General features: G+C 65.0%; 22 protein-coding genes and 1 pseudogene. 10 read left to right on the plus strand and 13 right to left on the minus strand.

Annotation, left to right across the window (positions count from 1 at the left end; genetic code table 11):
• Positions 1-6: 6 nt before the first annotated feature.
• The 6 genes from CAG29_RS04625 to CAG29_RS04650 are packed head-to-tail and all read right to left on the minus strand — an operon-like array spanning position 7 to position 6,758.
• Positions 7-1,338: a DUF58 domain-containing protein gene (locus tag CAG29_RS04625; RefSeq protein ID WP_085693912.1), complete on the minus strand. Its 1,332-nt coding sequence runs from the start codon at positions 1,336-1,338 to the stop codon at positions 7-9.
• A 31-nt stretch (positions 1,339-1,369) separates the two neighbouring features.
• A complete protein-coding gene (locus CAG29_RS04630) occupies positions 1,370-2,371 on the minus strand; it encodes a MoxR family ATPase (protein WP_085580396.1) in 1,002 nt (333 codons plus the stop codon).
• Complete coding sequence (locus CAG29_RS04635) at positions 2,368-3,531, minus strand: DUF4350 domain-containing protein (protein WP_085693913.1); 1,164 nt, start codon at positions 3,529-3,531, stop codon at positions 2,368-2,370. Before CAG29_RS04635 ends, CAG29_RS04630 begins: the two co-directional genes overlap by 4 nt.
• Complete coding sequence (locus CAG29_RS04640; protein ID WP_085693914.1) at positions 3,528-5,072, minus strand: DUF4129 domain-containing protein; 1,545 nt, start codon at positions 5,070-5,072, stop codon at positions 3,528-3,530. Before CAG29_RS04640 ends, CAG29_RS04635 begins: the two co-directional genes overlap by 4 nt.
• The gene (locus CAG29_RS04645) at positions 5,059-6,036 is read right to left on the minus strand and encodes a stage II sporulation protein M (RefSeq protein ID WP_085693915.1); all 978 of its coding nucleotides are present in this window, start codon (positions 6,034-6,036) and stop codon (positions 5,059-5,061) included. The genes CAG29_RS04640 and CAG29_RS04645 overlap by 14 nt, the downstream gene beginning before the upstream one ends.
• A complete protein-coding gene (locus CAG29_RS04650; protein ID WP_085693916.1) occupies positions 6,033-6,758 on the minus strand; it encodes an RDD family protein in 726 nt (241 codons plus the stop codon). Before CAG29_RS04650 ends, CAG29_RS04645 begins: the two co-directional genes overlap by 4 nt.
• A gap of 182 nt (positions 6,759-6,940) precedes the next feature.
• Between CAG29_RS04650 and sbcB the strand changes: the two genes are divergently transcribed.
• Positions 6,941-8,371: an exodeoxyribonuclease I gene (gene sbcB, locus CAG29_RS04655; protein ID WP_085636602.1), complete on the plus strand. Its 1,431-nt coding sequence runs from the start codon at positions 6,941-6,943 to the stop codon at positions 8,369-8,371.
• 100 nt (positions 8,372-8,471) lie between these two features.
• On the opposite strand, the gene mvaT is transcribed toward sbcB, so the two are convergent.
• A complete protein-coding gene (gene mvaT / locus CAG29_RS04660; RefSeq protein ID WP_085580410.1) occupies positions 8,472-8,849 on the minus strand; it encodes a histone-like nucleoid-structuring protein MvaT in 378 nt (125 codons plus the stop codon).
• 334 nt (positions 8,850-9,183) lie between these two features.
• Between mvaT and purU the strand changes: the two genes are divergently transcribed.
• Both purU and CAG29_RS04670 read left to right on the plus strand, forming a co-directional pair.
• Positions 9,184-10,032 (plus strand): formyltetrahydrofolate deformylase, encoded by an 849-nt coding sequence (purU, locus tag CAG29_RS04665; protein WP_085580412.1) that lies wholly within the window; start codon positions 9,184-9,186, stop codon positions 10,030-10,032.
• Positions 10,033-10,134: 102 nt separating this feature from the next.
• The gene (locus tag CAG29_RS04670) at positions 10,135-10,326 is read left to right on the plus strand and encodes a hypothetical protein (protein WP_085580414.1); all 192 of its coding nucleotides are present in this window, start codon (positions 10,135-10,137) and stop codon (positions 10,324-10,326) included.
• Between the two features lie 292 nt (positions 10,327-10,618).
• On the opposite strand, the gene CAG29_RS28960 is transcribed toward CAG29_RS04670, so the two are convergent.
• Together CAG29_RS28960 and CAG29_RS28965 are read right to left on the minus strand one after the other, a co-directional pair.
• Complete coding sequence (locus CAG29_RS28960; protein WP_371856095.1) at positions 10,619-11,383, minus strand: methyl-accepting chemotaxis protein; 765 nt, start codon at positions 11,381-11,383, stop codon at positions 10,619-10,621.
• A 93-nt stretch (positions 11,384-11,476) separates the two neighbouring features.
• Positions 11,477-12,508, minus strand: a pseudogene (locus CAG29_RS28965) (cache domain-containing protein); the annotation flags it as partial.
• Positions 12,509-12,697: 189 nt separating this feature from the next.
• Here CAG29_RS28965 and CAG29_RS04680 point away from each other — a divergent pair.
• Positions 12,698-14,185: a helicase HerA-like domain-containing protein gene (locus tag CAG29_RS04680; protein ID WP_085693917.1), complete on the plus strand. Its 1,488-nt coding sequence runs from the start codon at positions 12,698-12,700 to the stop codon at positions 14,183-14,185.
• 30 nt (positions 14,186-14,215) lie between these two features.
• Here CAG29_RS04680 and CAG29_RS04685 read toward each other — a convergent pair whose 3' ends face one another.
• Positions 14,216-14,671 carry a DUF721 domain-containing protein gene (locus tag CAG29_RS04685; protein WP_085693918.1) on the minus strand — a complete coding sequence of 152 codons (456 nt, stop codon included), beginning with the start codon at positions 14,669-14,671 and terminating at the stop codon, positions 14,216-14,218.
• 308 nt (positions 14,672-14,979) lie between these two features.
• Here CAG29_RS04685 and secA point away from each other — a divergent pair, with 308 nt between their 5' ends.
• From secA to CAG29_RS04705, 4 genes are all read left to right on the plus strand, one after another.
• A complete protein-coding gene (gene secA / locus CAG29_RS04690; RefSeq protein ID WP_085580422.1) occupies positions 14,980-17,718 on the plus strand; it encodes a preprotein translocase subunit SecA in 2,739 nt (912 codons plus the stop codon).
• Positions 17,719-17,840: 122 nt separating this feature from the next.
• On the plus strand, positions 17,841-19,058 hold the full coding sequence (gene argJ, locus CAG29_RS04695; protein WP_085580424.1) for a bifunctional glutamate N-acetyltransferase/amino-acid acetyltransferase ArgJ: 1,218 nt from the start codon (positions 17,841-17,843) through the stop codon (positions 19,056-19,058).
• A gap of 151 nt (positions 19,059-19,209) precedes the next feature.
• Positions 19,210-19,842 carry a glutathione S-transferase gene (locus CAG29_RS04700; protein WP_085580426.1) on the plus strand — a complete coding sequence of 211 codons (633 nt, stop codon included), beginning with the start codon at positions 19,210-19,212 and terminating at the stop codon, positions 19,840-19,842.
• Positions 19,839-20,783, plus strand: a complete 945-nt coding sequence (locus tag CAG29_RS04705; RefSeq protein ID WP_085693919.1) for a Nudix family hydrolase — start codon at positions 19,839-19,841, stop codon at positions 20,781-20,783. The genes CAG29_RS04700 and CAG29_RS04705 overlap by 4 nt, the downstream gene beginning before the upstream one ends.
• 120 nt (positions 20,784-20,903) lie before the next feature.
• Here the strand turns inward: CAG29_RS04705 and CAG29_RS04710 are convergent, their stop codons facing one another.
• Genes CAG29_RS04710 through CAG29_RS04720 form a run of 3 tightly spaced genes read right to left on the minus strand, consistent with a single transcriptional unit; the run spans position 20,904 to position 24,491 of the window.
• Complete coding sequence (locus CAG29_RS04710; protein ID WP_085580430.1) at positions 20,904-21,488, minus strand: cob(I)yrinic acid a,c-diamide adenosyltransferase; 585 nt, start codon at positions 21,486-21,488, stop codon at positions 20,904-20,906.
• Between the two features lie 3 nt (positions 21,489-21,491).
• On the minus strand, positions 21,492-23,528 hold the full coding sequence (locus tag CAG29_RS04715) for a HAMP domain-containing sensor histidine kinase (protein WP_085629527.1): 2,037 nt from the start codon (positions 23,526-23,528) through the stop codon (positions 21,492-21,494).
• Positions 23,529-23,573: 45 nt separating this feature from the next.
• Positions 23,574-24,491 (minus strand): putative 2-dehydropantoate 2-reductase, encoded by a 918-nt coding sequence (locus CAG29_RS04720; RefSeq protein ID WP_085636608.1) that lies wholly within the window; start codon positions 24,489-24,491, stop codon positions 23,574-23,576.
• Between the two features lie 140 nt (positions 24,492-24,631).
• On the opposite strand from CAG29_RS04720, the gene CAG29_RS04725 reads away from it, so the two are divergent.
• Together CAG29_RS04725 and CAG29_RS04730 are read left to right on the plus strand one after the other, a co-directional pair.
• Positions 24,632-25,117 (plus strand): YajQ family cyclic di-GMP-binding protein, encoded by a 486-nt coding sequence (locus tag CAG29_RS04725; protein ID WP_085580436.1) that lies wholly within the window; start codon positions 24,632-24,634, stop codon positions 25,115-25,117.
• A 137-nt stretch (positions 25,118-25,254) separates the two neighbouring features.
• The gene (locus CAG29_RS04730) at positions 25,255-26,097 is read left to right on the plus strand and encodes a mechanosensitive ion channel family protein (RefSeq protein WP_085580438.1); all 843 of its coding nucleotides are present in this window, start codon (positions 25,255-25,257) and stop codon (positions 26,095-26,097) included.
• Positions 26,098-26,175: the final 78 nt, after the last annotated feature.

Genomic DNA, 26,175 nt, shown 5'->3' on the forward strand with positions numbered 1-26,175 from the left:
GCCGGGTCAAAACGACCCGGCGCGCTTGTACTTCAAGTAGCGGGTCACCAGATCGGTTCCCAGCTCCTCAGGCCGTAGGTTCAGCATCGCCACCCCATGAGCCCCCAACCGCTCATGACATTCTGCCCGTGCATTGAGAAAGTCCACCGTGCCGCAGTAGGCCAACGCTTCATCGAGGGTCTGCACCGGCGAGCTGCGTATCCGATCAAGCGTTGCCTCGCGCAGGCTGGCCACCAGCACCTGATGTTGTTGGCTCAAATGTTTGACCGCCACGAGCAGATCATCGTCATCCTCATCGCGCAGGTTGGTCACCAGCACCACCAGGGCCCGACGCTTCTGCCGTGTCAGCAGTTTCCGGGCAGCGCTCTGGTAATCCGCCGAGCGCTGACCGCTTTCAAGGTCATAGGCGGCGTTGAGCAACACATTGAGTTGTCCGGGCCCCTTGATCGGCGCGAGGTAGCGTTCCTGCTCGCCTGCAAACGTGCACAACCCCACCGCATCCCCCTGGCGCAACGCCACATAGCTGAGCAGCAGGCACGCATTCAACGCATGGTCGAAATGTGACAGCTCATCGTCCTGGCTGCGCATGCGCCGCCCGCAATCGAGCAGGAACATGATCTGCTGATCGCGCTCATCCTGGTACTCGCGGGCGATCGGCGTGCGCTGGCGGGCGGTGGCTTTCCAGTCGATCTGGCGCAGGCTGTCGCCTTCGCGGAATTCGCGCAACTGGTGGAATTCCAGGCCTTGCCCGCGCCGTTGCCGCTGACGCACGCCGAGCTGGCTGAGCCAGTTGTCCACCGCCAGCAGTTGCCCGCCGTAGAGCCGGGCGAAGTCGGGGTAGACCCGGGTGTTGTCCATCACGGACAACAGGCGTTTGCCTGACCACAGGCCCAAGGGGCTCGGCAGGTTGACCTCGCAATGCTCGAAGCGGAAGTGGCCGCGCTTGAGCGGCCGCACGCGATAACCGACCTGGCTGGCTTGGCCCGGCTGCAGTTCGACCGTCAGCGGCAGGTGCTCGAAGTCAAGGCCGTCCGGCACATGGTCGAACAGTCGGATGCGCAACGGTTCGGCAAAGTCGTGACCGACCGTAAGGCTCACCTCGCCCCAGCGGCCGAGCGCCAGGCTGCCCGGTACTTGCCGCTGCACCCGGGGCAAGGGCAGGCGCTGGAGACGGAGGGCATCCAGGACCGCCAAGGCCAGCAATGCCAGGAGCATGCCCCAGTTGACCGCTTGCAGGCTGGGTGGCGTGTCGATGTCCAACGCACTCAGGCTGCCCAGCAGGACACCCAGGGCCAGCAGGGCCGACAGCCAGACCAGCAGCCGTTTCGACGGTTTCACGGTTGCGTCCCCCTTGTGGTGAGGGGCGGCGTCATTGGCGCGGCGCCGGCACTTGGTCGAGCAGTTGCTGGAGCACCTGATCCACTTGCAGGCCTTCGATGTCCAGCTCCGGGGTGATGCGCACCCGATGGCGCAGCACCGCCAGCGCACAGCCCTTGATGTCATCCGGGATCACGAACTCGGCGCCGCGCAGGACGGCACGGGCCCGGGCGCAGCGCACCAGCGCAATGGAGGCCCGGGGGCCGGCGCCGAGGCTCAGACCCGGCCAGCTGCGGGTACTGCGGGCCAGGCGCACGGCATAGTCGAGCACCTGGTCGTCCAGCGGCAGGTCGCTGGCGATGCGTTGCAGGGCCTGGACGTCCTTGGCCTGCAGCACCGTGCGCAGCGGCTGCACGTCGAGCATGTCGGCACGGCTGGAGCGGGTGACCTGTCGCACCATGTCCAGTTCCTGGTCGGCGTCCGGGTAGTCCATGCGCACCTTGAGCATGAACCGGTCGAGTTCGGCTTCGGGCAGCGGGTAGGTGCCTTCCTGCTCGATCGGGTTCTGGGTGGCCAGCACCATGAACGGTTGCGCGATGGGCAGGGCCCGCCCTTCGAGGGTGACCTGGCGCTCCTGCATGGCCTCCAGCAGGGCGGCCTGGGTCTTGGCCGGCGCACGGTTGATCTCGTCGGCCAGCAGCAGGTGAGTGAACAGCGGCCCCTTACGCAGCTTGAACTGTTCGGTCTGCAGGTCGTACACCGCGTGACCGGTGACGTCGCTGGGCATCAGGTCCGGGGTGAACTGGATGCGCGCGAACTCGCCGCCGAACGTCTTGGCCAGGGCCCGGACCAGCAGGGTCTTGCCGAGCCCCGGCACGCCTTCGAGCAAGACGTGGCCGCCGGCGATCAGGGCGGTAAGCACGTCGTCGATCACGCTGTCCTGGCCGATCAGGGCCTTCTGCAGTTCGTTGCGCACCGCCTGGGCCAACTGGGTGGCCCGCTGGCGTTGCTGGGCGGCATGGCTGGCGGCGCCGGGCTCGGTCTGTTCGTTCATAGGGCGTTCCTCAAGGATTGCAGGTGGGCGACCTGCCGGCTGAATTCGGCGCCGGACAGGCGCTGCTTGCGCACCGGGCTCAGGGCCTGGCTGATGGCGCGGGTCGGCTGCCGGGTCAGGCGCGACAGCGCCAGCCATTGCTCGGCCACGTTCAATTGATCGAAGCCCGGATGGCGCCGTCGGGCCCGGCGCAGCACATCCTGCTGCAGGGCTTGCAGCAATGTCCGCTGCCCGTTGTGGCGCAGGATGAAACCGGCGCTGGCGCGCAGATGCTCCTGCAATTGCCGGCGTCCGCCGGGGGCGGGCGCAACGACCGGCCCGTGACGGACGCCGGCGTGCCACAGCCACAAGAGGATCAGGGCCGTCAGGGCCACGATGGCTTGCGGAAAGTGGCGCCAGAGCAGGGTCGGCAGGCCGTCGCGGGCCGTGTTGAACAGCAGGGTCACCGAGGTGTCGGCGCTCAGGTACCAGAGCAGCCAGGCGTTGTCGTGCCGGGCGATGTCCGGGGTCTTCCAGAGTTCGGCATCGGTGACCACGGTGATCGTGCCGACGCCGTAGGGCAGTTGCATCATGTGGGTGGCCCTGCCGCTGTTGGCCCAGGCCTGGGCCAGGTTCTTCGGGTCTTCAAGGTGAAAGTCGGTGTCGAAGCCGACGTAGGCCGGGGCGTCTTCGTCTTCCAGGTACAGCTTGGTCAAATTGGGGTAGGGATCGTCCGCCGCGTCCGGCGCAGGCTCCTTGAGATCCTTGCTCAGCGACTGGTGAAGCTGCACACGGTCGAGCAACAGGTCGTTGCTTTGGCCGCTGCGTTCGTCCCACAGCGATTCGGCGACGAACACCAGCCGTCCGCCGGCACGGGCCCAGTTGAGCGTTTGCTCGACCTGCCGCGGCGTCATGTTCGAACGGTCGCCGAACAGCAGCAGTGTGTGCCGGCGCGGGTCGATGCCGGGCAACGCATCCAGGCTTTCGGCATGGGTGACGGACAGGCCGCGCCCGCGCAGGAACAGCTCCGCCGCCAGGTAAGGATTGGCCTGCGCGGCGGGAGAGGGGCCGTGGTCGATCACGCTCTGGTAGGGTTCGGCCTTGAGGTACAGCAAGAGGCACAGCGCGCCCAGCAGGGCGACGGCCAAGGCAGCGGCCAGCCTGACCGCGGGCCGGTTCAATGCGCCGCTCCCGGGCCGAACAGGGTGCGCCAGCCGTCGCACAGTTCCTGTTGCAGGTGCGCGGCGGGCAACCGGTGCCCGTAGGCCATGTTCTGCCAGTGCCCGGTCAGGCTGCGGCTGAACGCAAGCAGTTCCGGGCGCTGCAACCGCTCGATCTGCGCCAGCACCTGGTGTTCGGTGTCGGCGGGTTTGAGCGTCAGGCCGAAGTCGTGCAGCAGATGGCTGAGCAGCGCCCGGTAGAGCAGGCCCAACGCCGCCCGGGGTTGGCTGGCCCAGAGCTGTTCGGCGCTGGCGGCGATGTCGTCGGGCAGCGTTTCCCGGTTCAGGTCGAGGCCGAAGGCCTGCTGCGGCGCGGGGCGGTGCGGGCGTGACGGCCTCTTCGGACGACGGCCGGCGAATGCCTGCAGCCAATCGCGGTAGCGCCAGATCAGCCAGCCGAGCGCGGCCGACAAGGCGCCCCACAACAGCACTTCGATCAATTGCGCAAGGCCGTCGAAATGCCGGCTGTCGAGCCAGTCGAACAGCGTTTCCAGCCATTGCGGCACGCCGCCTTCGTGGGTTTTCTCTGACTGTTCGGGATCGTCGCCGAAGCGGTAGCGGGTGACGGTTTCCGGGTTCTTGAACGGCGGTTGCTCCAGCAATGCCTTGATGTCGTCGCGGGAGGCCTGGCTGGTGAGGGGTTGGTGCAGCAGGCGCGGCGCCTGCGGGGCGTCGGCCGGTTCCGCCGCCCAGGCGGTCGGCGGGGCGGACCACAGCAAGGCGAACGCCAGCAGCAGGACCGGCGCGACGCCGCTCAGGCGCTGGCGCAGGCGGCGGAACACCAGTTCGATGTCCCAGGCCTCCAGCACGGTGCGCCGGTTCAGGTAAAGGCTGAAGCCGCAGGCCACGTAGACCGGCTCCCATACCACCAGCACCAAGGCGTAGAAGGCGTTGGTCAGGTGTTCCAGCCAAAGCCAGTCCTGATCGGCGGCCAGGATCAGGCTCTGCCAGTCCCAATCGGTTTCTATTTGTTGCGGCAGCAGCAGGTAGAACAGCACCATCAGACCGATCCACAGCGCCGTTTCGAGATGGACGCCGATGATCGTCAGCCACTGCGCCGCCCCGGCATTGCGTTGCAGCAGCACCCGCAGACGCTGCTGGCGCGCGCTGCCGGACAGGCCTTCGAGCTGCACCACCGGCAGCAGGAAGCTGCGGCTCAGGCTCAGGCGGCGCCAGGTCAGGCTGGCGAGCAACTGCGGCTTGAGCAGGCGCGGCCATTCCCGCAGCGTCTGTCTCAGGGTCGGCGTTTCACCGAACAGGGCCCTGGAGAGGATATACAGCGGCAAGCGTTCGTAGGCCGGCTTCAGCCACCAGAAGATGAACAGGGCCAGCGACGGCGAACGCCACAGCGACAGGCTCAGCAGGGCGAACAAAGGCAAGGTGACGAGGGCCCAACTGGTCATCAGCAGGCGCCGGTGCCGCTGGCTCATCAGCACGCCCAGATCCATGGCTTCCCAGGTCGAGCGCGGACGGATCGCCACGGTGGCGTCACTCAGGCGCATGGCGGGCCTTTCCGGCAAACAGCAGATAGGCGGCCACCAAGACCCAAAGCCCTGCGCCGACCCCGTACTTGGTCAGCGGCGCCACGGTGGCGCGCGAGGACCAGTAGGCCTCGATGAAGGCCGCGATCAGCAGGAACAGCATGACCCCGCACACCAGCGACACGCTTTGGCGCGCCGCGTGCCTGAGCGCTTCGCCGCGGGGCAGGCGCCCGGGGGCGACCAAGGCCCAGCCCAGTTTCAGCCCCGCCGCCCCGGACAGCGCGATGGCCGTGAGCTCGAAGGCGCCGTGGCCGATCACGAACGACCAGAACGGCTGGCCGAAACCGATGGCGCTCAGGTGCCCGGCCACCGCACCGATGAACAGGCCGTTGTAGACCAGGTAGAAAACGCTGCCCAGCCCGAGCAGCAGCCCGCTGGCGAAGGTCTGGAAGGCGATGCCGATGTTGTGCATGACGTAATAGCCGAACATCACCCAGTCTTCGCTGGCCGCCCGTTCGGTCGGCCGCCCGAGATGACCGGCGGCCGGGTCGTACATGCTTTGCACCTCGCGCACCTGGTCGGCGGGAATCAGGGTGTACACCAGGTCCGGGAACAGCCGCACCAGCACGCCGAAGCCGATCAGGCTGGCGAAGAACAGCAGGGCGGCGGTCAGCACGAACCGCCATTCATCGCGCACCGTGCGGGGAAACCCGGCAAGGACGAACCCCGCCAGACCGGCGCCGGCCCGGCTGCGCTGGCGGTACAACTGCTGATGACCGCGCAGCGCCTGCTGCTGCAGCGAGTCGATCAGGAAACTGCTGTAGCCCCGCTCCTGCGCCAGGGCCAGGTGCTGGCAGAGCCGGCGGTAGGCCTTGGGGAAACCGGCCACCTGCGAGGTGTCCTTGCCACGCTCAAGGCGTTCGAGCGCCAGCGCGAAACGCTCCCATTCGGCCTTGTGGCGGTTTTCGAAGAGGTTCTGCTTCATGTCGGGCCCAGCAGGCCGCGGGCGATGCCGTTGAGCTCGCCGACCGCCTTCGGTGCGCTGATGTGCAGCGGCTGGGCGAGCAGGGCGGCGAGTTCGTTGACCCTTGCCGGCGACAGTTCGCCTTGGCGTTCGGCGAAACCGAGCACGGCACGTTGCTCGCTCAAGGTGAGGGACACCGGACAACGGCGGGGAACAGCCTCAGGCAATGACGGAGGTCGGGGCGGGGTTTCGCCGTAGACCACCAGCGTGCCGGCGGCGATGTCGCCCAGGCGTTTGAAGGTCGGGTGCTGCAGGCAACTGAGGGCGCCCAGGAAGTAGCCGAACGGCATCAGGTCGACGACGCGCAGCAGGTTGCGCAGCAGCGAGGCCGACCAGCCGACCGGCGTGCCGTCGTCGTGCACCACCCGCAGGCCCATCCACTGCTTGCCCGGCGACCGGCCCTGGCGCAGCACCTCGAACAGCACCATGTACCACCAGCTCACCCCGAACAGCAGGAGCGAGCCCAGGCCCATGCCGAGCCTGCCCAATGCCGCCAGCGCCATGAACAGGACGCCGAGCGCCGCTCCCCGCAGGGCCAGGTCGATGGCGAATGCCACCGCGCGCACCGGCAGCCCTGCCGGGCGCAAAGGCAGGTCGATGCCTTCCGGCGTCTCGACCTGATGCCGGGTGTCCTGCGGCGTAACCAGCGGTGCTTTCCTTGGCGGTGCTGAAGGCTCGAACATGGGCTACCTGAGATGTCGCCGGATGGGGATACGAGTGCGTCCGATGCTAGCAGCCTCTTGGGGGAAAACGACATAACTATGTATTGCACACCGCGCCGCGAAATGTGCCTGAATGATGCCGCGCTGGTCGTGACGGCGGTCGAGCGCCTAGACTTCGCCGATCTTCAGTTCAGGAACACCCCGTGACTTCCATCTTCTGGTACGACTACGAGACCACCGGCATCAACCCGCGCAGCGACCGCCCGCTGCAGGTGGCCGGCATCCGCACCGACCACGCGCTCAACGAGATCGGCGAGCCGGTCAATCTCTATTGCCGGCCCAGCGACGACATCCTGCCGCATCCGGCGGCGTGCGCGATCACCGGCATCACGCCCGGCCGCCTGGCCAGCGACGGCCTGAGCGAAGCCGACTTCATGACCCGGGTGCATGCGCAACTGGCGGCGCCCGGCACCTGCGGCGCGGGCTACAACACTTTGCGCTTCGACGATGAAATGACCCGTTACAGCCTGTACCGCAACTTCTTCGATCCCTATGCCCGGGAATGGCAGGGCGGCAACAGCCGCTGGGACCTGATCGACGTGGTGCGCGCCGCCTATGCCTTGCGTCCTGACGGCCTGGAATGGCCCACCGACGACGAAGGGCGGGTGACGCTCAAGCTCGAACGCCTGACCGCCGCCAATGGCATCGATCACGGTCATGCCCACGAAGCGCTGTCGGACGTGCGCGCCACCATCGCCCTGGCGCGGCTGATCCGCGAGAAGCAGCCGAAACTGTATGACTGGCTGTTTCAACTGCGCAGCAAACAGAAGGTCATGGATCAGATCCGCCTGATGCAGCCGATGGTGCACATTTCCGGCCGCTTTTCGGCGGCGCGGCATTATGTGGGCGTGGTGTTGCCGTTGGCCTGGCATCCGCGCAACCGCAACGCGCTGATCGTCTGCGACCTGCACCTCGATCCGCAGGGGTTGCTGGATCTGGATGCCGACACCCTGCGCCGGCGCCTGTACACCCGGCGCGAAGACCTGGCCGAAGGCGAACTGCCGGTGCCGCTCAAGCAGATCCACATCAACCGCTGTCCGGTGGTGGCGCCGATGTCGGTATTGCGTGCCCAGGATCAACAACGGCTTGGCCTGGACATGGCGTTGTATCAGGCCCGTGCCTTGCGGCTAAGTGACGCACAGCAAGTTTGGAAAGATAAGATCCCGGCCATTTACGCCAGTGAGGAATTCACCCCGAGCGAAGATCCGGAACAACAGTTGTACGACGGATTTATCGGCGACCGGGATCGGCGTCTGTGTGAACAAGTGAGGGCGGCGGATCCTGCGCAATTGGCGCAGGAACAATGGCCTTTCGATGATGAACGTCTGCCGGAGTTGTTGTTTCGATATCGAGCGCGCAACTTTGCGCAGACGTTGAATTCCGAAGAACAACAACGCTGGACGGATTTCTGCCGGCAGCGGTTGTCGGACAGCGAGTGGGGGGCTCCCAATACCCTGACATCATTTGCCGAAGCCATGGGGCAATGGGCGCTTAGTGCGACGCCTGAGCAAAGTGCGGTGCTCGCGCAATGGCAGGATTATGTCCAGGTGTTGCGCAAACGTTTGAACCTGTGAATCCGGACAAGTCCCCATAAAATTGAAGGCATAAAAAAACGCCAGCGGATGCTGGCGTTTCTTCGTGTGTCGCGGACGTGTCTGCGACGGGGGTTGCAGCTTAGCCCAGCAGGGTGGACCAGCTCTCGACCACGTCACCGCCCCACTTGGCTTTCCACTCTTTCAGAGTCTTGTGGTTGCCGCCTTTGGTTTCGATGACTTCACCGTTGTGCGGATTCTTGTATTGTTTAACTTTGCGTGCACGCTTGGTGCCGGTAGTTTTGACTGCGCCGCCGCGTGGGGCCTTGGTTTTGGACTCTGGATCCAGCAGCGCGATGATGTCGCGCAGGGACTTGGAGTACTCGCCCATCAGGGCGCGCAGTTTGCCTTCGAATTCCAGTTCTTTTTGCAGTTTGTCGTCTTGCGACAGGTTCTGCAGACGGGCTTGCAGCTCTTTGATGGCTTCTTCGGTGGCGCGGTATTCGTTGATCAAGGACATGGTTACTACCTTATGTAGGAGTGCTGGGTGGCAGGGACAGTGCCGCAATAATAGTCAGGCTGTTTCATCAAGTAAACATTTAACCGGGTCATTTATTTGAATTAGTTTCGATGAAAAGGCCTGAATTGAATATTCGGTTAAATAATGTGATGCAGTCTTCAGCGATATTCACGGTCGTCCGTTCGCCCATGGCTTTTGCGCCTGCGCCCCTGACGGCAGGCGGTGGCGAGCGTCCCGTCCGCCCCGGAAACGGACCGGGCGGTCATCAATACTGCAGTTTTTGCGCACAGTCGCTAGAATGGCCGCCTTTGCGAAGTTCTGGAGTTTCCCCCTCATGCGCACCTTTCGGTTGGTGATTTCCTGCCCGGACCGCGTTGGCATCGTTGCCAAAGTCAGTAACTTTCTGGCGTCCCACAACGGCTGGATCACCGAAGCGAGCCACCACTCGGACAATCAGGTCGGCTGGTTCTTCATGCGTCACGAAATCCGTGCCGACTCCCTGCCGTTCGGCATCGAAACCCTGCGCGAGAAGTTCGCGCCGATCGCCGAAGAGTTCTCGATGGACTGGCGCATCACCGACACCGAGCAGAAAAAGCGCGTAGTGCTGATGGCCAGCCGCGAGTCCCACTGCCTGGCCGACCTGCTGCACCGCTGGCACAGCGATGAGCTGGACTGCGAGATCGCCTGCGTGATCTCCAACCACGACGACCTGCGCAGCATGGTCGAGTGGCACGGCATCCCTTACTACCACGTGCCGGTGAACCCGCAGGACAAACAGCCGGCCTTCGCCGAAGTCTCGCGCCTGGTTCGCCAGCACGAAGCCGACGTCGTGGTGCTGGCGCGCTACATGCAGATCCTGCCGCCGGAACTGTGCAGCGAGTACGCGCAGAAGGTCATCAACATCCACCACAGCTTCCTGCCGTCGTTCGTCGGCGCCAAGCCATACCACCAGGCTTCGCTGCGTGGCGTGAAGCTGATCGGCGCAACCTGCCACTACGTGACCGAAGAGCTGGACGCCGGCCCGATCATCGAGCAGGACGTGGTGCGCGTCAGCCACAGCGACAGCATCGAGGACATGGTGCGTTTCGGCCGTGACGTCGAGAAGATGGTGCTGGCCCGCGGCCTGCGCTATCACCTGGAAGACCGCGTGCTGGTGCACGGCAACAAGACCGTGGTGTTCTGACCGGCCCCAAAGGCATCGGTTGAAAAAGCAAGGGCTTGGGCGTTCAATCGTCCAGGCCCTTTTTTTTATCCGCAGAATCCGTTCGAACCCCGAGGAGATGCCATGAGCGATCCACTGGACAAAGCCACTTCAAAAGCGCCTGCGACGTTGGGGGAGGGGTGTCTGGCCCGCTACGACCCGGATGACATGGGCCCGGAGGACGGGACGGAGTTTCCCGGCGCGGCTGAGCTGTGGGAGCGGCTCAAGGATCAGGAGGAGAACGACGAGCCTGAGGGGGAGTCGGTGGAGCGTTAGCGCCGCAGTGGTTTGCGTTGCACCCTCACCTGACTGGCGGTGTTTGGGCTGACGCCATCGCCAGCAGGCTGGCTCCCACCGCTTTAGTGGGAGCGTTGGATCAGTCGCCAAAGATGTCGGTTGTTGCGGCCTCATCGCTGGCAAGCCAGCTCCCACAGGTTTTTGCGGCGTTTGCGGATTCTGTGTCCGCCGCAAAAACCGGTGGGAGCCAGCCTGCTGGCGATGACGGCAAACCAGCCCCCATCGGGGCCGGCAATCCCGCCGCGATCGCGAGCAGGCCGGTGAGGGCGCCTCAGATCCGGAAGGTGCCCACCAGATGCTTGAGCCGCGCCGCCTGCTGCTCCAGGTCCGAGCAGGCGCGCAGAGTGGCCTGCAGGTTTTCCACGCCTTCCTGGTTCAACGTGTTGATCTCGGTGATGTCGACGTTGATCGACTCCACCACGGCGGTCTGCTCTTCGGTCGCGGTGGCCACCGACTGGTTCATGCCGTCGATCTCGCCGATGCGCTGGGTCACGCTGCTCAGGCGTTCGCCGGCCTGGTTGGCGATCTCCACGCTGTCCTGACTGTGGCGCTGGCTGTCGCTCATGGTGCTGACGGATTCCCGGGCGCCGACCTGCAGTTCCTCGATCATGGTCTGCACCTGTTGCGCCGACTCCTGGGTGCGGTGCGCCAGGTTGCGCACTTCGTCGGCCACCACGGCGAAGCCGCGGCCCGCCTCGCCGGCACGGGCCGCTTCGATGGCGGCGTTGAGCGCCAGCAGGTTGGTCTGCTGGGAAATGCTGGTGATCACTTCCAGGATCTGGCCGATGTTCACGGTCTTGCTGTTGAGCGATTCGATATTGGTGCTCGACGCGCTGAGCATGCTCGACAATTGGTTCATCGCCTTGATGCTGCGGTCCACCACCTGCTGACCGTCTTCGGCCAGGTTGCGCGCGTCGCTGGCCTGGGTCGAGGCTTGCGCGGCGTTGCGGGCGATTTCCTGGGCGGCGGCGCCGAGCTGGTTGATCGCGGCGGCCACGCTGTTGGTGCGCGAGGCCTGCTGGTCGGAGTTGTACATCGACGAGTTGGACGCTGCGACCACCCGCAGGGCGACTTCGTTGACTTGGCCGGTGGCCGAGGACACTTCGCGGATCGAACCGTGGATGCGCTCCACGAAACGGTTGAACGCGGTGCCGAGCACGCCGAACTCGTCCTGGTTCTGGATGGTCAGGCGCTTGGTCAGGTCGCCTTCGCCGTCGGCGATGTCTTCCATGGCGCGGGTCATGACGTGCAGCGGCTGGATCAGGATGCGGATCAGCATGCCGAGCAGGGCGATGATGATTGCCACCGCGATCACGGTCGCGATCACGGCCGAGGTGCGGAACTGGCTGAGCATCGAGAACGCCTTGTCCTTGTCCACCGACAGGCCGATGTACCAGTTCACCGACGGCAGGCCCTTGATCGGGGTGAAGGTGACGATGCGGGTCTTGCCGTCGACGGTGACTTCGCTGAAGTCGCTGCTGATGCGCGGGGTGTCCTGCGGGTAGGCTTCCTTGAGCGATTTCATCACCAGGGCCTTGTCCGGGTGCACCAGGATCTTGCCGTCGGCGCTGACCAGGAACACATAGCCCATGCCGTCGAAGTCACGGGCGGCGAGGGTGTCGATCAGGGTTTGCAGGCTCAGGTCGCCGCCGACCACGCCCACGCTCTGACCGGCCTTTTTCGAGGCCGTGGCGATGGAAATGATCAACTGGCCGGTGGCCGCGTCGATGTAGGGTTCGGTCAGGGTCGAGGTGCTGCTGCCCTCGGCGCCCTTGTACCAGGGGCGGACGCGGGGGTCGAAGCCGTCCGGCATCTTGGCGTCCGGGCGGATGGTGAAGTGGCCGGTGGCATCGCCCAGGTAGGAAGCCATGAACGTCGACGTCAGGGCTTTCTGTTCCAGCAGACCGGCGACCGTCGACGGTTCCGGGTTGATGGCGATGTTCTGGGCGGCGTTCTCGATCAGCAGGATGCGGCCGTTGAGCCAGGTCTGGATGTTGCCGGCGGTGACCTCGCCCATCTCGTTGAGGTAGTTGTTCAGGTCCTCGCGGATCGCGTTGCGTTGCAGCCAGTCGTTGTACAGCGTGAACGAGGCGAAGGCGGCGATGACGATGAGGGCGGCGGCAAGCAGGATTTTATGGCTGAAGCGCAGGTTTTTGTTCATGGCTTGGGGTTCCGCTAAGGTCTTAATGTCCAGGACGTGCTTTTATGGAAGCGCGCAGAATGGGCAAGGGTGAAAGTAAGCTGATATTTCCGTCTCTCCTTAGGGAAATGTCAGACCAAGCTTGTGGCTGGGTCTCTCGCCTTTATGTATCGGCCATGCAGAATCAAAGATTAACCATTAGGTGACAAAATGCCTGACTCTCTGCAACTCGTAATCGGCGCCGATCTCGCCGGGCAACCGATCGCCCAGGCCATGCGCCTGGCCAACCGCCACGGCCTGGTGGCCGGCGCCACCGGCACCGGCAAGACCGTCACCTTGCAGCGCCTGGCCGAAGCGTTCAGCGACGCCGGGGTCGCGGTGTTCGCCGCCGACGTCAAGGGTGACCTGTGCGGCCTCGGGGCCGCCGGCAATCCTCAGGGCAAGGTCGCCGAGCGCATCGCCGGCATGCCGTGGCTGAACCAAACCCCTCAGGCCTATCCGGTGACGCTGTGGGACATCCACGGTCAGTCCGGTCATCCGTTGCGCACCACCTTGAGCGAAATGGGCCCGCTGCTGATCGGCAGCCTGCTGGAACTCACCGACAGCCAGCAGTCGGCGTTGTACGCGGCGTTCAAGGTGGCGGATCGCGAAGGGCTGCTGTTGCTGGACCTGAAAGACCTGAAGGCGCTGCTCAACCACCTCAAGGACAACCCGCAACTGTTGGGCGAGGATGCGGCACTGTTCACCACCGGCTCGAGTCAAGCGCTGCTGCGGCGTCTGGCGACGCTGGAGCAGCAGGGCGCCGAAGCGCTGTTCGGCGAGCCGGCGCTGCAGCTCGAAGACATCCTGCAGCCGGCGGCCGACGGGCGCGGGCGCATTCATCTGCTCGACGCCAGCCGCCTGGTGCACGAGGCGCCGAAGGTGTACGCGACCTTCCTGCTGTGGCTGCTGGCTGAGCTGTTCGAGCAGTTGCCCGAGCGCGGCGACGCCGACAAGCCGCTGCTGGCGCTGTTCTTCGACGAGGCCCATTTGCTGTTCACCGATACGCCCAAGGCCTTGCAGGATCGGCTGGAGCAGGTGGTGCGGCTGATCCGCTCCAAGGGCGTGGGGGTGTATTTCGTCACCCAGTCGCCGGGCGACCTGCCGGACGATGTGCTGGCGCAGTTGGGCCTGCGCATCCAGCACGGCCTGCGGGCCTTCACCGCCAAGGAACAGAAGTCCCTGCGGGCGGTGGCGGACGGCTTCCGGCCCAATCCTGCGTTCGACACCCTGACGGTGCTGACCGAGCTTGGCATCGGCGAAGCGCTGGTCGGCACCTTGCAGGAAAAAGGCACCCCGGAGACGGTGCAGCGCGTGCTGGTGGCGCCGCCGCAATCGCGGATCGGGCCGTTGACCGAGACCGAACGCACCGTGCTGATCGGCGGATCGCCGTTCAAGGGGCGTTACGACAAACCCATCGACCGCGAGTCGGCCTACGAGATCCTGATGGGCCGCAAGGGGCTGGCGCCGGAGGCCGAAGCGGCGCCGGGCAAACCGGCGGCAGAGGAACCGAGCCTGGCCGATCGCGCCGGGGAGTTCCTCGGCACGGCGGCGGGGCAGGCGCTGAAATCGGCGATGCGACAGGCGGCGAACCAGTTGGGCAAGCAATTGGTGCGCGGCTTGATGGGCTCTTTGCTGGGCGGCAGCAAGCGGCTCTGACCGGCGCCGCCATCGCCAGCAGGCTGGCGGTCAGCCTTTGTTCTTGGCGTGTGCCGCCAGCCGCTCCAGCGCCGCCCGCAGGTTCGGGTCGCTGATCCCCTCGGCGGTGGACTGAAGGGTCGCCGCCGCATCCGTCGACAGGTCGATGTTGTGTTCGCTCGGCCCGCGCTGGACGGTCGGTGGCTGCACCTTGAACAGAATCCGCGTCAGCCCGGCGAACTCGTCGAACATCTGCAATTGCCGTTGCAGGCGTTTTTGCTGATAGCGCAGGCGGGTGGCCCAGTGGCCGTCGGTGACAATCAGCAACAAATCCCCTTCACGCCACTTGGCCACATGGCAGTGCTCGCGGGCGGCCGGCTGCAACTGGGTTTCGAGCAGGCGCTGCAGGTGCCCCAGGCGTTGGGCGTGGTTGAGGATGGCCTTCAGCGGCCTGGCTTCGCGAAGCAGGACAGCGGGTGCCTTGGCTGTGTGCGGGCGAAATGCCATGATCGAACACCGAAATTGACGGGGGCACTATGTTAACAGGAAGCGGCTCACGCACTTGCCCCATTGCTTTTGCCCCTGCTTTGCCCCTTAAATCACCGACTGACTTGAGCGCCGTACGGCTTGAAGTCGAGCAAAACGCCCCTATTTTAAGTGAGCCCCGTCAAAGCGCAGTGCCAGCATCGTGGAACATCGCCACTTTCCTCACCACCGTTTCCGGGTAGAATGCTCGTTCGCATGCGGCCATGAGGGCTGCACGGGCGACTCACGGGGCCGCCCTCCATCCCTTTAGTGTGGAAGATCCTGCCGATATGTTTGCGCCTTTGTTAAAGAAACTTTTTGGAAGCAAGAACGAGCGTGAAGTCAAACGCATGCTCAAGACGGTGCAACTCGTCAATGCCTTCGAAGAGAAGATGGTCGCCCTTTCGGACGATCAACTGCGCGCCAAGACTGCCGAGTTCAAGGACCGCATCGCCAAAGGGGAAACCCTCGACAAGCTGCTGCCCGAAGCGTTCGCGGTCGCCCGCGAAGCCGGCAAGCGCGTCATGGGCATGCGTCACTTCGACGTTCAGCTGATCGGCGGCATGACCCTGCACGAAGGCCGGATCGCCGAAATGCGCACCGGTGAGGGCAAGACCCTCGTGGGCACCCTGGGCGTCTACCTCAACGCGCTGTCCGGCAAGGGCGTGCATGTGGTGACGGTGAACGACTACCTGGCCCGCCGCGACGCCAACTGGATGCGTCCGCTGTACGAGTTCCTCGGCCTGACCGTCGGTATCGTCACGCCGTTCCAGCCGCCTGAGGAAAAGCGTCTGGCCTACGCCGCCGACATCACCTACGGCACCAACAACGAATTCGGGTTCGACTACCTGCGCGACAACATGGCGTTCAGCATGGAAGAGAAATTCCAGCGCGAACTCAACTTTGCCGTGATCGACGAAGTCGACTCCATCCTCATCGACGAAGCCCGTACCCCGCTGATCATCTCCGGCCAGGCCGAGGACAGTTCCAAGCTGTACATCGAGATCAACAAACTGATCCCGAAACTCAAGCTGCACGTCGAAGAGGTCGAAGGCGAAGTCACCCAGGAAGGCCACTACACCGTTGACGAGAAGACCCGCCAGGTCGAACTCAACGAGGCCGGCCACCAGTTCATCGAAGACCAGCTGACCAGCATCGGCCTGCTGGCCGAAGGCGAGAGCCTGTACTCGGCGCACAACCTGAGCCTGCTGACCCACGTCTACGCCGGCCTGCGTGCGCACAAGCTGTTCCACCGCAACGTCGAGTACATCGTGCAGGACGGCCAGGTCGTGCTGGTCGACGAGCACACCGGCCGCACCATGCCGGGCCGCCGTCTGTCCGAGGGCCTGCACCAGGCCATCGAAGCCAAGGAAAACCTGAACATCCAGGCCGAAAGCCAGACCCTGGCCTCGACCACGTTCCAGAACTACTTCCGTCTGTACACCAAACTGTCCGGCATGACCGGTACGGCCGACACCGAAGCGTTCGAGTTCCACCAGATCTACAACCTGCCGGTGATCGTGATCCCGACCAACAAGCCGTTGGCCCGTAAGGACTACAACGACCTGGTGTTCCTGACCGCCGAAGAGAAATACGCGGCGATCGTCAACGACATCAAGGAAAGCATGGCGGCCGGCCGTCCGGTGCTGGTCGGTACGGCCACCATCGAAACGTCCGAGCACATGTCCAACCTGCTGGTGAAAGAAGGCATCGAGCACAAGGTGCTGAACGCCAAGTTCCACGAGAAGGAAGCGGAAATCATCGCCCAGGCCGGTCGTCCGGGCGCGTTGACCATCGCCACCAACATGGCCGGTCGCGGTACCGACATCCTGTTGGGCGGCAACTGGGAAGTGGAAGTCGCTTCGCTGGAAAACCCGACCCCTGAGCAGATCGCCCAGATCAAGGCCGACTGGCAGAAGCGTCACCAGCAAGTGCTGGAGGCGGGCGGTCTGCAGGTGATCGCCTCCGAACGTCACGAATCCCGCCGTATCGACAACCAGCTGCGTGGCCGTGCCGGCCGTCAGGGCGACGCCGGCTCCAGCCGCTTCTACCTGTCGCTGGAAGACAGCCTGATGCGCATCTTCGCCTCCGACCGGGTGAAGAACTTCATGAAGGCCCTGGGCATGCAGCCGGGCGAGGCGATCGAGCACCGCATGGTGACCAACGCCATCGAAAAGGCGCAGCGCAAGGTCGAAGGCCGCAACTTCGACATCCGCAAGCAACTGCTGGAGTTCGACGACGTCAACAACGAACAGCGTAAAGTGATCTATCACATGCGCAACACGTTGCTGGCCGCCGACAACGTCGGTGAGACCATCGCCGACTTCCGCCAGGACGTGCTCAACGCCACCGTCAGCGCCCACATCCCGCCGCAGTCGCTGCCGGAGCAGTGGGACGTGGCCGGCCTGGAAGCCGCGCTGCAGAGCGACTTCGGCGTATCGCTGCCGATCCAGAAATGGCTCGACGAAGACGATCACCTGTACGAAGAGACCCTGCGCGAGAAGCTGCTGAACGAGCTGGTCGCCGCCTACAACGAGAAGGAAGACCAGGCCGGCGCCGACGCCCTGCGTTCCTTCGAGAAGCAGATCGTGCTGCGGGTGCTGGACGACCTGTGGAAAGACCACCTGTCGACCATGGATCACCTGCGCCACGGCATCCACCTGCGCGGCTATGCCCAGAAGAACCCGAAGCAGGAGTACAAGCGCGAGTCCTTCACGCTGTTCTCCGAACTGCTGGATTCGATCAAGCGCGACTCGATCCGTGTGCTGTCGCACGTTCAGGTGCGCCGCGAAGACCCGGCCGAGGAAGAGGCCCGTCTGCGCCAGGAAGCCGAAGCGCTGGCCGCCCGCATGCAGTTCCAGCACGCCGAGGCCCCCGGCCTGGAAGCGCAGCCGGAAGAAGTGGGTGAAGAGGTCGACGTGGCCCTCGCCGCCGCGCCGGTTCGCAACGAGCAGAAACTGGGCCGCAACGAGCTGTGCTATTGCGGTTCGGGCAAGAAATTCAAGCATTGCCACGGGCAGATCCAGTAAAACCCGTTTCAATCGCTGAAATACCCGCGCCGCGACCGGCATCAGCCGTCGCGGCGTTTTGCCATTTATCCCGCCGCTTTTCCGTGTGGCGGTGCTGACATTACTGATTGAGGAGCGCATTCATGGCTGTTGGTCTTGGTCCTTTGCCAACGTTGCACCCGGTTGCCGGTTTTGAACTCGGTATCGCCTCGGCCGGCATCAAGCGCCCGGGGCGCAAGGATGTCGTCGTGATGCGCTGTGCCGAAGGCTCCACCGTGGCCGGCGTGTTCACGTTGAACGCTTTCTGCGCAGCGCCGGTGATCCTGGCCAAGCAGCGCGTGAAGAATCCGGTGCGTTACCTGCTGACCAACACCGGCAACGCCAACGCCGGCACCGGCGAGCCGGGCCTGGCCGCCGCCGAGCGCACCTGCGCCAAGCTGGCCGAACTGACCGGCGTGGACGCCAGCCTGGTGCTGCCGTACTCCACCGGCGTGATCGGCGAGCCGCTGCCGGTCGAGAAGATCGAAGGCGCGCTGCAGGCCGCCCTGGACGACCTGTCGGAAAACAACTGGGAAGCCGCCGCCACCGGCATCATGACCACCGACACCCTGCCCAAGGGCGCCAGCCGCCAGTTCCGGCATGACGGCGTGACCGTCACCGTGACCGGCATCAGCAAGGGCGCCGGCATGATCCGGCCGAACATGGCGACCATGCTCGGCTACATCGCCACCGACGCCAAGGTCTCCCGCGACGTGCTGCAGAACCTGATGCTGGACGGCGCCAACAAGTCGTTCAACCGCATCACCATCGACGGCGACACCTCGACCAACGACTGCTGCATGCTGATCGCCACCGGCAAGGCCGCGCTGCCGGAAATCACCCGGGCCGAGGGCGAGCTGTTCGCCAAGCTCAAGCAGGCGGTGTTCGAGGTGTGCATGGACGTGGCCCAGGCCATCGTGCGCGACGGCGAAGGCGCGACCAAGTTCGTGACCGTCGAAGTCAACGGCGGCGGCAACCACCAGGAATGCCTGGACGTCGGCTACACCGTCGCCCACTCGCCGCTGATCAAGACCGCGCTGTTCGCCTCCGACCCGAACTGGGGCCGCATCCTGGCGGCCGTGGGCCGTGCCGGCGTGCCGGACCTGGACGTGAGCAAGATCGACGTGTTCCTCGGCGAAGTGTGCATCGCCAGCCGCGGCGCCCGTGCCGCGACCTACACCGAAGCCCAAGGCGCGGCGGTGATGCAGCGTGAAGAGATCACCATCCGCATCGAGCTGGGCCGCGGCGATTGCAGCGAAACGATCTGGACCACCGACCTGTCCCACGAGTACGTGAAGATCAACGCCGAATACCGCACCTGATTCGGAACCGGGTCGCGGCCATCGCCAGCAGGCTGGCTCCCGCAACGGACATTCTGCGCATGCAGGTTCTGTGGGAGCCAGCCTGCTGGCGATGACGGCGGCCCGGCACTGAAAGTCCCGACGTTTTCCACTGACGAAAAGGCGCCAAACCATGTCCCTGCACCTGATCATCGGCGACAAACTGCTTTCCTCCTGGTCCCTGCGCGGTGCCCTGGCCCTTGAGCTGGCCGGTGCGGCCTACACCGAAGAACGGGTCAAGCTCGGCAAGCCCGACACCCGCGAGCGTCTGCTCAAGCACTCGCCGACCGCCAAGGTGCCGCTGCTCAAGACCCCCCACGGCACCATCGCCGACTCGCTGGCCATCGCCGAATACGTGGCCGAGCAGTTCCCGGCTGCGCAGCTCTGGCCCGCCGACGTCGCTGCCCGCGCCCAGGCCCGCTCGGCCTGCGCCCAGATGCACAGCGGTTTCTTCGCCATGCGCAACCACATGCCGTTCGACCTGAGCCACGAAGCGCCGCTGAACCCGGTGCCGCCGGAAGTGAAGGCCGACATCGAGCGCATGCTCGCGCTGTGGGCCGAGTGCCGCGCCGTGGCTACGGAAACCGGTCCCTACCTGTTCGGTCGCGCCAGCCTGGCCGACGCGTTCTTCGCCCCGATCGCCGTGCGCCTGCGCACCTATCAGGTGAGCCTGCCGGCGGCGGACGAAGCCTATGTTGAAACGGTCTACCGATGGCCGGCCTTCCAGGCCTGGCAGAAGGCGGGCCTTGAGGAGTTGCAGTCGTGAAACGTGTACACGTCGCTGCGGCCGTCATCCGTGACGGCAGCGGCAAGATCCTGATCGCCAAACGGGCGGACAGCCAGCATCAGGGCGGGTTGTGGGAATTCCCCGGCGGCAAGGTCGAGGACGGCGAATCGGTCGAGGCCGCGCTGGCCCGTGAGCTGCGCGAAGAGCTGGGGATCGTGGTCGGCCAGGCGCGCCCGCTGATCAAGGTGCGCCACGACTATCCGGACAAGCAGGTGCTGCTGGATGTCTGGGAGGTCGCAGCCTTCACCGGCGAGCCCCACGGCGCCGAAGGCCAGCCGTTGGCCTGGGTGACGGCCCGGGAGCTGGCGAACTACGAGTTCCCGGCGGCCAACCAGCCGATCGTCGCGGCGGCACGGTTGCCCGGCGAATACCTGATCACCCCGGACGGCCTGGAGACGCCGGCCTTGTTGCGGGGCATCCAGAAGGCCATCGCCGGCGGGATCAAACTGATCCAGCTGCGCGCGCCAAACGGCTACGACCCCAAATACCGCGATCTGGCGGTGGATGCGGTGGGGCTTTGCGCCGGCAAGGCTCAGCTGATGCTCAAGGGGCCGTTCGAATGGCTGGGGGATTTCCCCTCCGCCGGTTGGCACATCACTGCGGCGCAGTTGCGCAAGCACGCGGCAGCGGGGCGTCCGTTGCCGGCCAACCGCTGGCTGGCGGCGTCCTGCCACAACGCCGAAGAGCTGGCGCTGGCCGAGCAGATGGGCGTGGACTTCGTGACCCTGTCGCCGGTGCAGCCGACCCTGACCCATCCGGACGCGCAGCCGCTGGGCTGGGAACAGGCCCGGGCGTTGATCGAGGGCTTCAGCAAGCCGGTGTTCCTGTTGGGCGGCGTCGGCCCTGCGGAGCGGGAGAAGGCCTGGGGTGTCGGGGCCCAGGGCGTGGCGGGGATTCGGGCGTTCTGGCCGCAGGCTTGAGCTTGCGGTGAGCTTGCCGGCCTCATCGCCAGCAGGCTGGCTCCCCCAGGGTTCTGCGGTGAACACAGAGGCTGCATTCAACCGAGATAACTGTGGGAGCCAGCCTGCTGGCGATGGCTTTTACTGCCCTGAAGGCTTGGCCGCCGGCTGCCAAAGGATCTCGGCGATCCCTTGGCGACGGGCAATCAGCCGCGCCGCCACAAACAGCAGGTCCGACAGCCGGTTGATGTACGCCAGCCCGACGCCGGCCAGCGGTTCCACGGCATTCAAGTGCTGGCACCGTCGCTCGGCGCTGCGGGCCAGGCTGCGGCAGGCGTGGGCCTGGGCGATCAGCATCGAGCCGCCGGGCAGAATGAAGTTCTCCAGCGGCCCCAGCTCTTCGTTCCAGACATCGATGGCGGCCTCCAGGCGCTCCACCTCGGCCGTGTCCAACGCCTGATACGCCGGCATCGCCAGTTCGCCGCCGAGGTCGAACAGCCGGTGCTGGCAGGGCGCAAGCACCTCGATCAGTTCATTGAGCCCCGGGCATTGCCCGCGCTCGGCGATCAGCCCCGCCAGCAGCACGCCCATTTGGCTGTTCAGCGAATCGACTTCGCCGATGGCCTCGATCCGTGGGTGATCCTTGGGCACGCGACGGCCGTCGCCCAGGCCCGTCTCGCCCTTGTCGCCGGTGCGGGTGTAGATCTTCGACAGGCGAAAGCCCATGGTTTACCTCGCTATCTGATTCAGTTCGGGTGCATTGGCGGTCGGTTGCACGAGCGGCAGGCGCAGGGTGAAGCAGGTGCCTTGGCCGAGCGTGGACTGCACCTCCATCTGGCCCTTGTGGTTGTTGGTGATGATGAAGTACGACACCGACAGCCCAAGCCCTGTGCCCTGACCGATTTCCTTGGTGGTGAAGAACGGTTCGAAGGTGCGTTTGCGCACGTTCTCGCTCATGCCGATGCCGTTGTCTTCGACCTGGATCTCCGCCCACGGCGGGTTCAGCCGGGTGCGCAGGGTGATCCGTCCCGGCTCGCGGTCGTCTTCGCGCTGGTGGATGGCCTGGGCGGCGTTCTTCAACAGGTTGAGCAGCACTTGCTCCAGTTCGTTGGCGGTGCCCGGCACCGGGCCGAGCGCCGGGTCGAACTGGCGGACGATCGCCTGGCCCTTGAAGTCGAAGCCGATGGCCAGGTCGAAATCGTTGCCGGCGATCTCCACGGCCTGGTCGATCAGCGCCGGCAGGTCGCACGGGGCCATTTGCCGGGTGCTGCGGCGGCTGAAGCTGAGCATGTGGGTGACGATCTTCGCGGCCCGGGCGCCAGCCTGCTGGATGCCGTCGAGCAGTTGCGGCACTTCGCGGTTCTGCAGGTAGCGGTTGACCGCCTCCAGTTCCAGGCCCAGCAGTTCGGCCTGCTCCAGGTTCTTCGGCAGGTCCGCCGACAGCCGCCGGCGGATGTTCTGCACGTTGTGCAGGATCGCCCCCAGCGGGTTGTTGATTTCGTGGGCCATGCCGGCGGCGAGGCCGCCGACCGAGAGCATCTTCTCCGACTGCACCATCATTTCCTCAAGCGACAGGCGTTGGGTGATGTCGTCGATCCGAATCACCACGCCGCGCCCGGCGCCGCCCATCAGCGGGTAGAAGGTGAGGGCGTAGTGCTTGGGCTCGTCGTCCTTGAGCCAGGTCACCCGCTCGATCTTCGCCACGGTGTGCTGCTCGACGGTCTGCTTGAGCTGCGGCAGGAATGGCTTGAGCGGTTCGAACGCGAGGAAGATCGGCTGGTTCAGCGCTTCGTCCAGCCGCGTGCCGGAAAGGGCGCTGGCCTCCTGGTTCCACTGGGTGACGTAGAGCTGTTCGTCGAGGGCGATCAGGGCCGAGGGCATGGAGTCGATGATGCTGTTGAGGTAGTTCTGAAAACCCGTGAGCTTCTTTTCGATCTTGCTGCGCACCTGGACTTCCAGTTCCAGCTTGCGGTTGGTGTGGCGGGTTTCCTCGGCCAGGCCCTGGGCCTGGTCGTAGGCGGCCTGGGAGTCGTCGCGGGCACGCTTGAGCTGCTGCTCGCGGGCCTCGATGCGCGACAACATGGTATTGAACGCCTCGGCCAGGCTGCCGATCTCGTCGTGGTTGCCCCGGGAGGCGCGCAGGGCGTAGTTCTCTTCGCGGGTCACCTGGCGCGACAGCTCTTCGAGCTGGTGGATCGGCCGGGTGATCAGGCGTTTGATTTGCCGTGCGATGACCAGCCACAGCAGTACGCTGAAGATCAGGATGCCCAGGCTGGCGGTGAGGGTGCCGGTGTAGAACGCCACCGGCAGTTCGCTGCTGGCCACCAGCAACAGGTGGCCGGGGGCCGCGCCGGGGCGGGGCAGGGTGATCAGTTGGTTGCTGCGGAATTCGGTCAACTGCCAAGCTTCGATGTGCCGGTAGCGCTCGGGCAGGCTGAGCTTGTCGCCGCGCTGCACCTGGGCGATGCGTTCGCCCTTGCCGTCATACAGGGCGGCGGCGCGCAGCGGCGAATAGCTGTCGAGCTCCTTGAGCAGCCGCTCAGCGCTTTGCGGCGATTGCAGGGCCTCGGCCACCAGGGCGGGGTTCGACACCAGCCGGCCGATGGTCTGCAACGCCTGGGGCGCCATGCTTTCCTGGGAAATGTAGTAGGCGGCGCTGATGAAGGTCAGGTTGGCGACCAGCAGGACGGTGGTCAACAGCACCAGCAGGGCGGCCAGCAGTTTCTGGCCGACCGGCAGGTTTTCGAGGCGCTGGCGCAATGGCATCGGGTTTATCGCAGCAAAGGAACAAGTGGCCAGCGTAGCCGCTGCTCAATCGCCGGGCAATCCGAGGCGTTGCAGATGGGTGATCAGGCGCTGCTGCAACTGATGCAGGTGAGGCAGGTTCACCCGGTGCCGCTCGGCGGCTTTGCAGGCGTGGCCCAGCAGGTAGCTGATCTCGGTGCGGCGCCGGTTCGCCACGTCCTGGTGCATCGAGGAAAAGTTGGCGGCCGTGGCCTGGATCACCCGTTCGACCTCTTGTTGCAGGTTGTCGGCCGCCGCCGGTTGGCCGCAGCGCTCCAGCAGGTCGGTCAGCTCGGCGCACAGGGTGGCGACTTCGCAGGCATGCTGCTGCAAGCCGCCGTTGCGGCAGTCGTGCAGCACCGTCAGGGGATTGATCGCGCAATTGAGCGCCAATTTGCGCCACAGGCGGGTGAGGATGTCGGTGCTCCACTCGTGGGGGATCTTCGCGGCGCTCAGGTCGTCCAGCCAAATGGGCGCCACCGGATGCGCGGCGTCGCCGAGCCAGGTGTAGCCATGGCCGGCGAACACCACGCGCCAGTCGCCGTCGCGGAAGGCGCCTTCTGTGCTGGAAGCGAAAATGCACCGTGCGTGCGGCACCCGGGCGGCGACCGCTTCCTGGCTGCCGAGGCCGTTCTGCAGCAGGATCAGCTCGGCATCCGGCGCCAGGCGCGGGGCGAGGCGGGCGACGGCGCTTTCGGCGTCATAGGCTTTGCACGCCACCAGCAGCCGCCGGATGGGCTCAGGGTGATCCGGCGTCTGCGCCGGCACGGCCCAGGTGCCCGGCTCGCCGTGTTCCACCAGGGTCAGCCCGCCGGTCGCTTCGTAGTCGCGCAGGCGCGCCGCGTCACGCAGGATCAGCCGCACCGGCCGTCCCGCCCGGGCCAGCCGCGTGGCCCACAAGGTGCCGAGGCTGCCGGCGCCGAGCACATGCCAAGGGGTGGACATCAGTTTTTCGCTCGCTGGGGTAAAGGCATGCAAGGCTCGCCGTGTGGTGGGGAAAAGACCCGTTATAATGAGCCCGATTTTAACCGCAAGCCAAGCGCGCCGCGTCCTGTACGGGCGCGCCTTTTCATTGGAGAGATTACATGCCGTCGTTCGACGTGGTATCCGAGCTGGACAAACACGAAGTCACCAACGCGGTCGAGAACGCCGTGAAGGAGCTCGATCGTCGCTATGACCTCAAAGGCAAGGGCAGCTTCGAGTTCAAGGACAAGGACCTGACCGTCAACCTGACCGCTGAAGCCGAGTTCCAGCTGGAAGCGATGATCGAGATCCTCAAGCTGGCCCTGGTCAAGCGCAAGATCGATGTGCAGTGCCTTGAGGTCAAGGACGCTTTCGCATCGGGCAAGGTGATGAAACAGGAAGCCGTGCTCAAGGAAGGCATCGACAAAGAGCTGGCGAAGAAGATCGTCGCGCACATCAAGGACGCCAAGCTCAAGGTGCAGGCCGCCATCCAGGGCGAGCAGGTGCGCGTCACCGGCAAGAAGCGCGATGACCTGCAGGAAGCCATCGCGGCGCTGCGCGCCAAGGAATTCGGCATGCCGCTGCAGTTCAACAACTTCCGCGACTGAGCCATCATTGTGGAACCTCTCGGCGTTTAAGGCGTCCGAGGCCCAAGCAGCGGCAGAAACGATCCGGCCCCTTCGGCCCGGTCTTTCTGCCGCTGGTTTTTATAGCCCGGGTAGCCGGAAAATTCAGGAGATAGAACATGGATTTGAATGCTGAGGTGGACAACCTCGTCAAGGTGTCTCAGGCGTGGATCCCGATGATCATGGAGTACGGCAGCCGCGTCTTGCTGGCGGTCGTGACCCTGGCCATCGGTTGGTGGCTGATCAACAAGGTGACCCAGAAGCTCGGCGGCCTGCTGGCCCTGCGCAATGCCGACCTGGCGCTGCAAGGTTTCATCAGCAGCCTGGCGAACATCATTCTCAAGGTGCTGCTGATCGTCAGCGTGGCGTCGATGATCGGCGTCGAAACCACATCGTTCGTCGCGGCCATCGGTGCGGCCGGCCTGGCCATCGGCCTGGCGTTGCAGGGCAGCCTGGCGAACTTCGCCGGCGGCGTGCTGATCCTGCTGTTCCGTCCGTTCCGCATCGGTGACTGGATCGAGGCCCAAGGCGTGGCCGGCACCGTCGACAGCATCCAGATTTTCCACACCGTGCTGCGCACCGGCGACAACAAGACCATCATCGTGCCCAACGGTAATCTGTCGAACGGCATCATCACCAACACCAACCGTCAGCCGACCCGCAAGGTCGTGTTCGATGTCGGCGTCGACTACGAAGCCGATCTGCAAAAGGCCCGTCAGGTGCTGTTGGAGTTGGCCAAAGATGAGCGCGTGTTGCAGGATCCTGCGCCGCAAGCGGTTATTTCGACCCTGGGCGACAGTTCGATCACTGTTTCCCTGCGCGTCTGGGTCAAGACCGCAGACTATTGGGATGTGATGTTCATGTTCAATGAACTGTCCCGCGACCGTTTAAAGACCGCCGGCATTGATATTCCGTTTCCGCAACGGGTGATTCGTGTGGTTCAGGAATCGGCAGTGCAGTGAATGAACTGACAGTTCGGCAATTGACTCTTTGGTCAGTTGTCGGGTGTCGGGTTGTTCATTTGGAGTCAATGCCCAAGC

Origin of the sequence: Pseudomonas sp. B7(2017), assembly GCF_002112745.1 — a bacterium.
In the GTDB taxonomy this organism is placed as follows: domain Bacteria; phylum Pseudomonadota; class Gammaproteobacteria; order Pseudomonadales; family Pseudomonadaceae; genus Aquipseudomonas; species Aquipseudomonas ekonensis.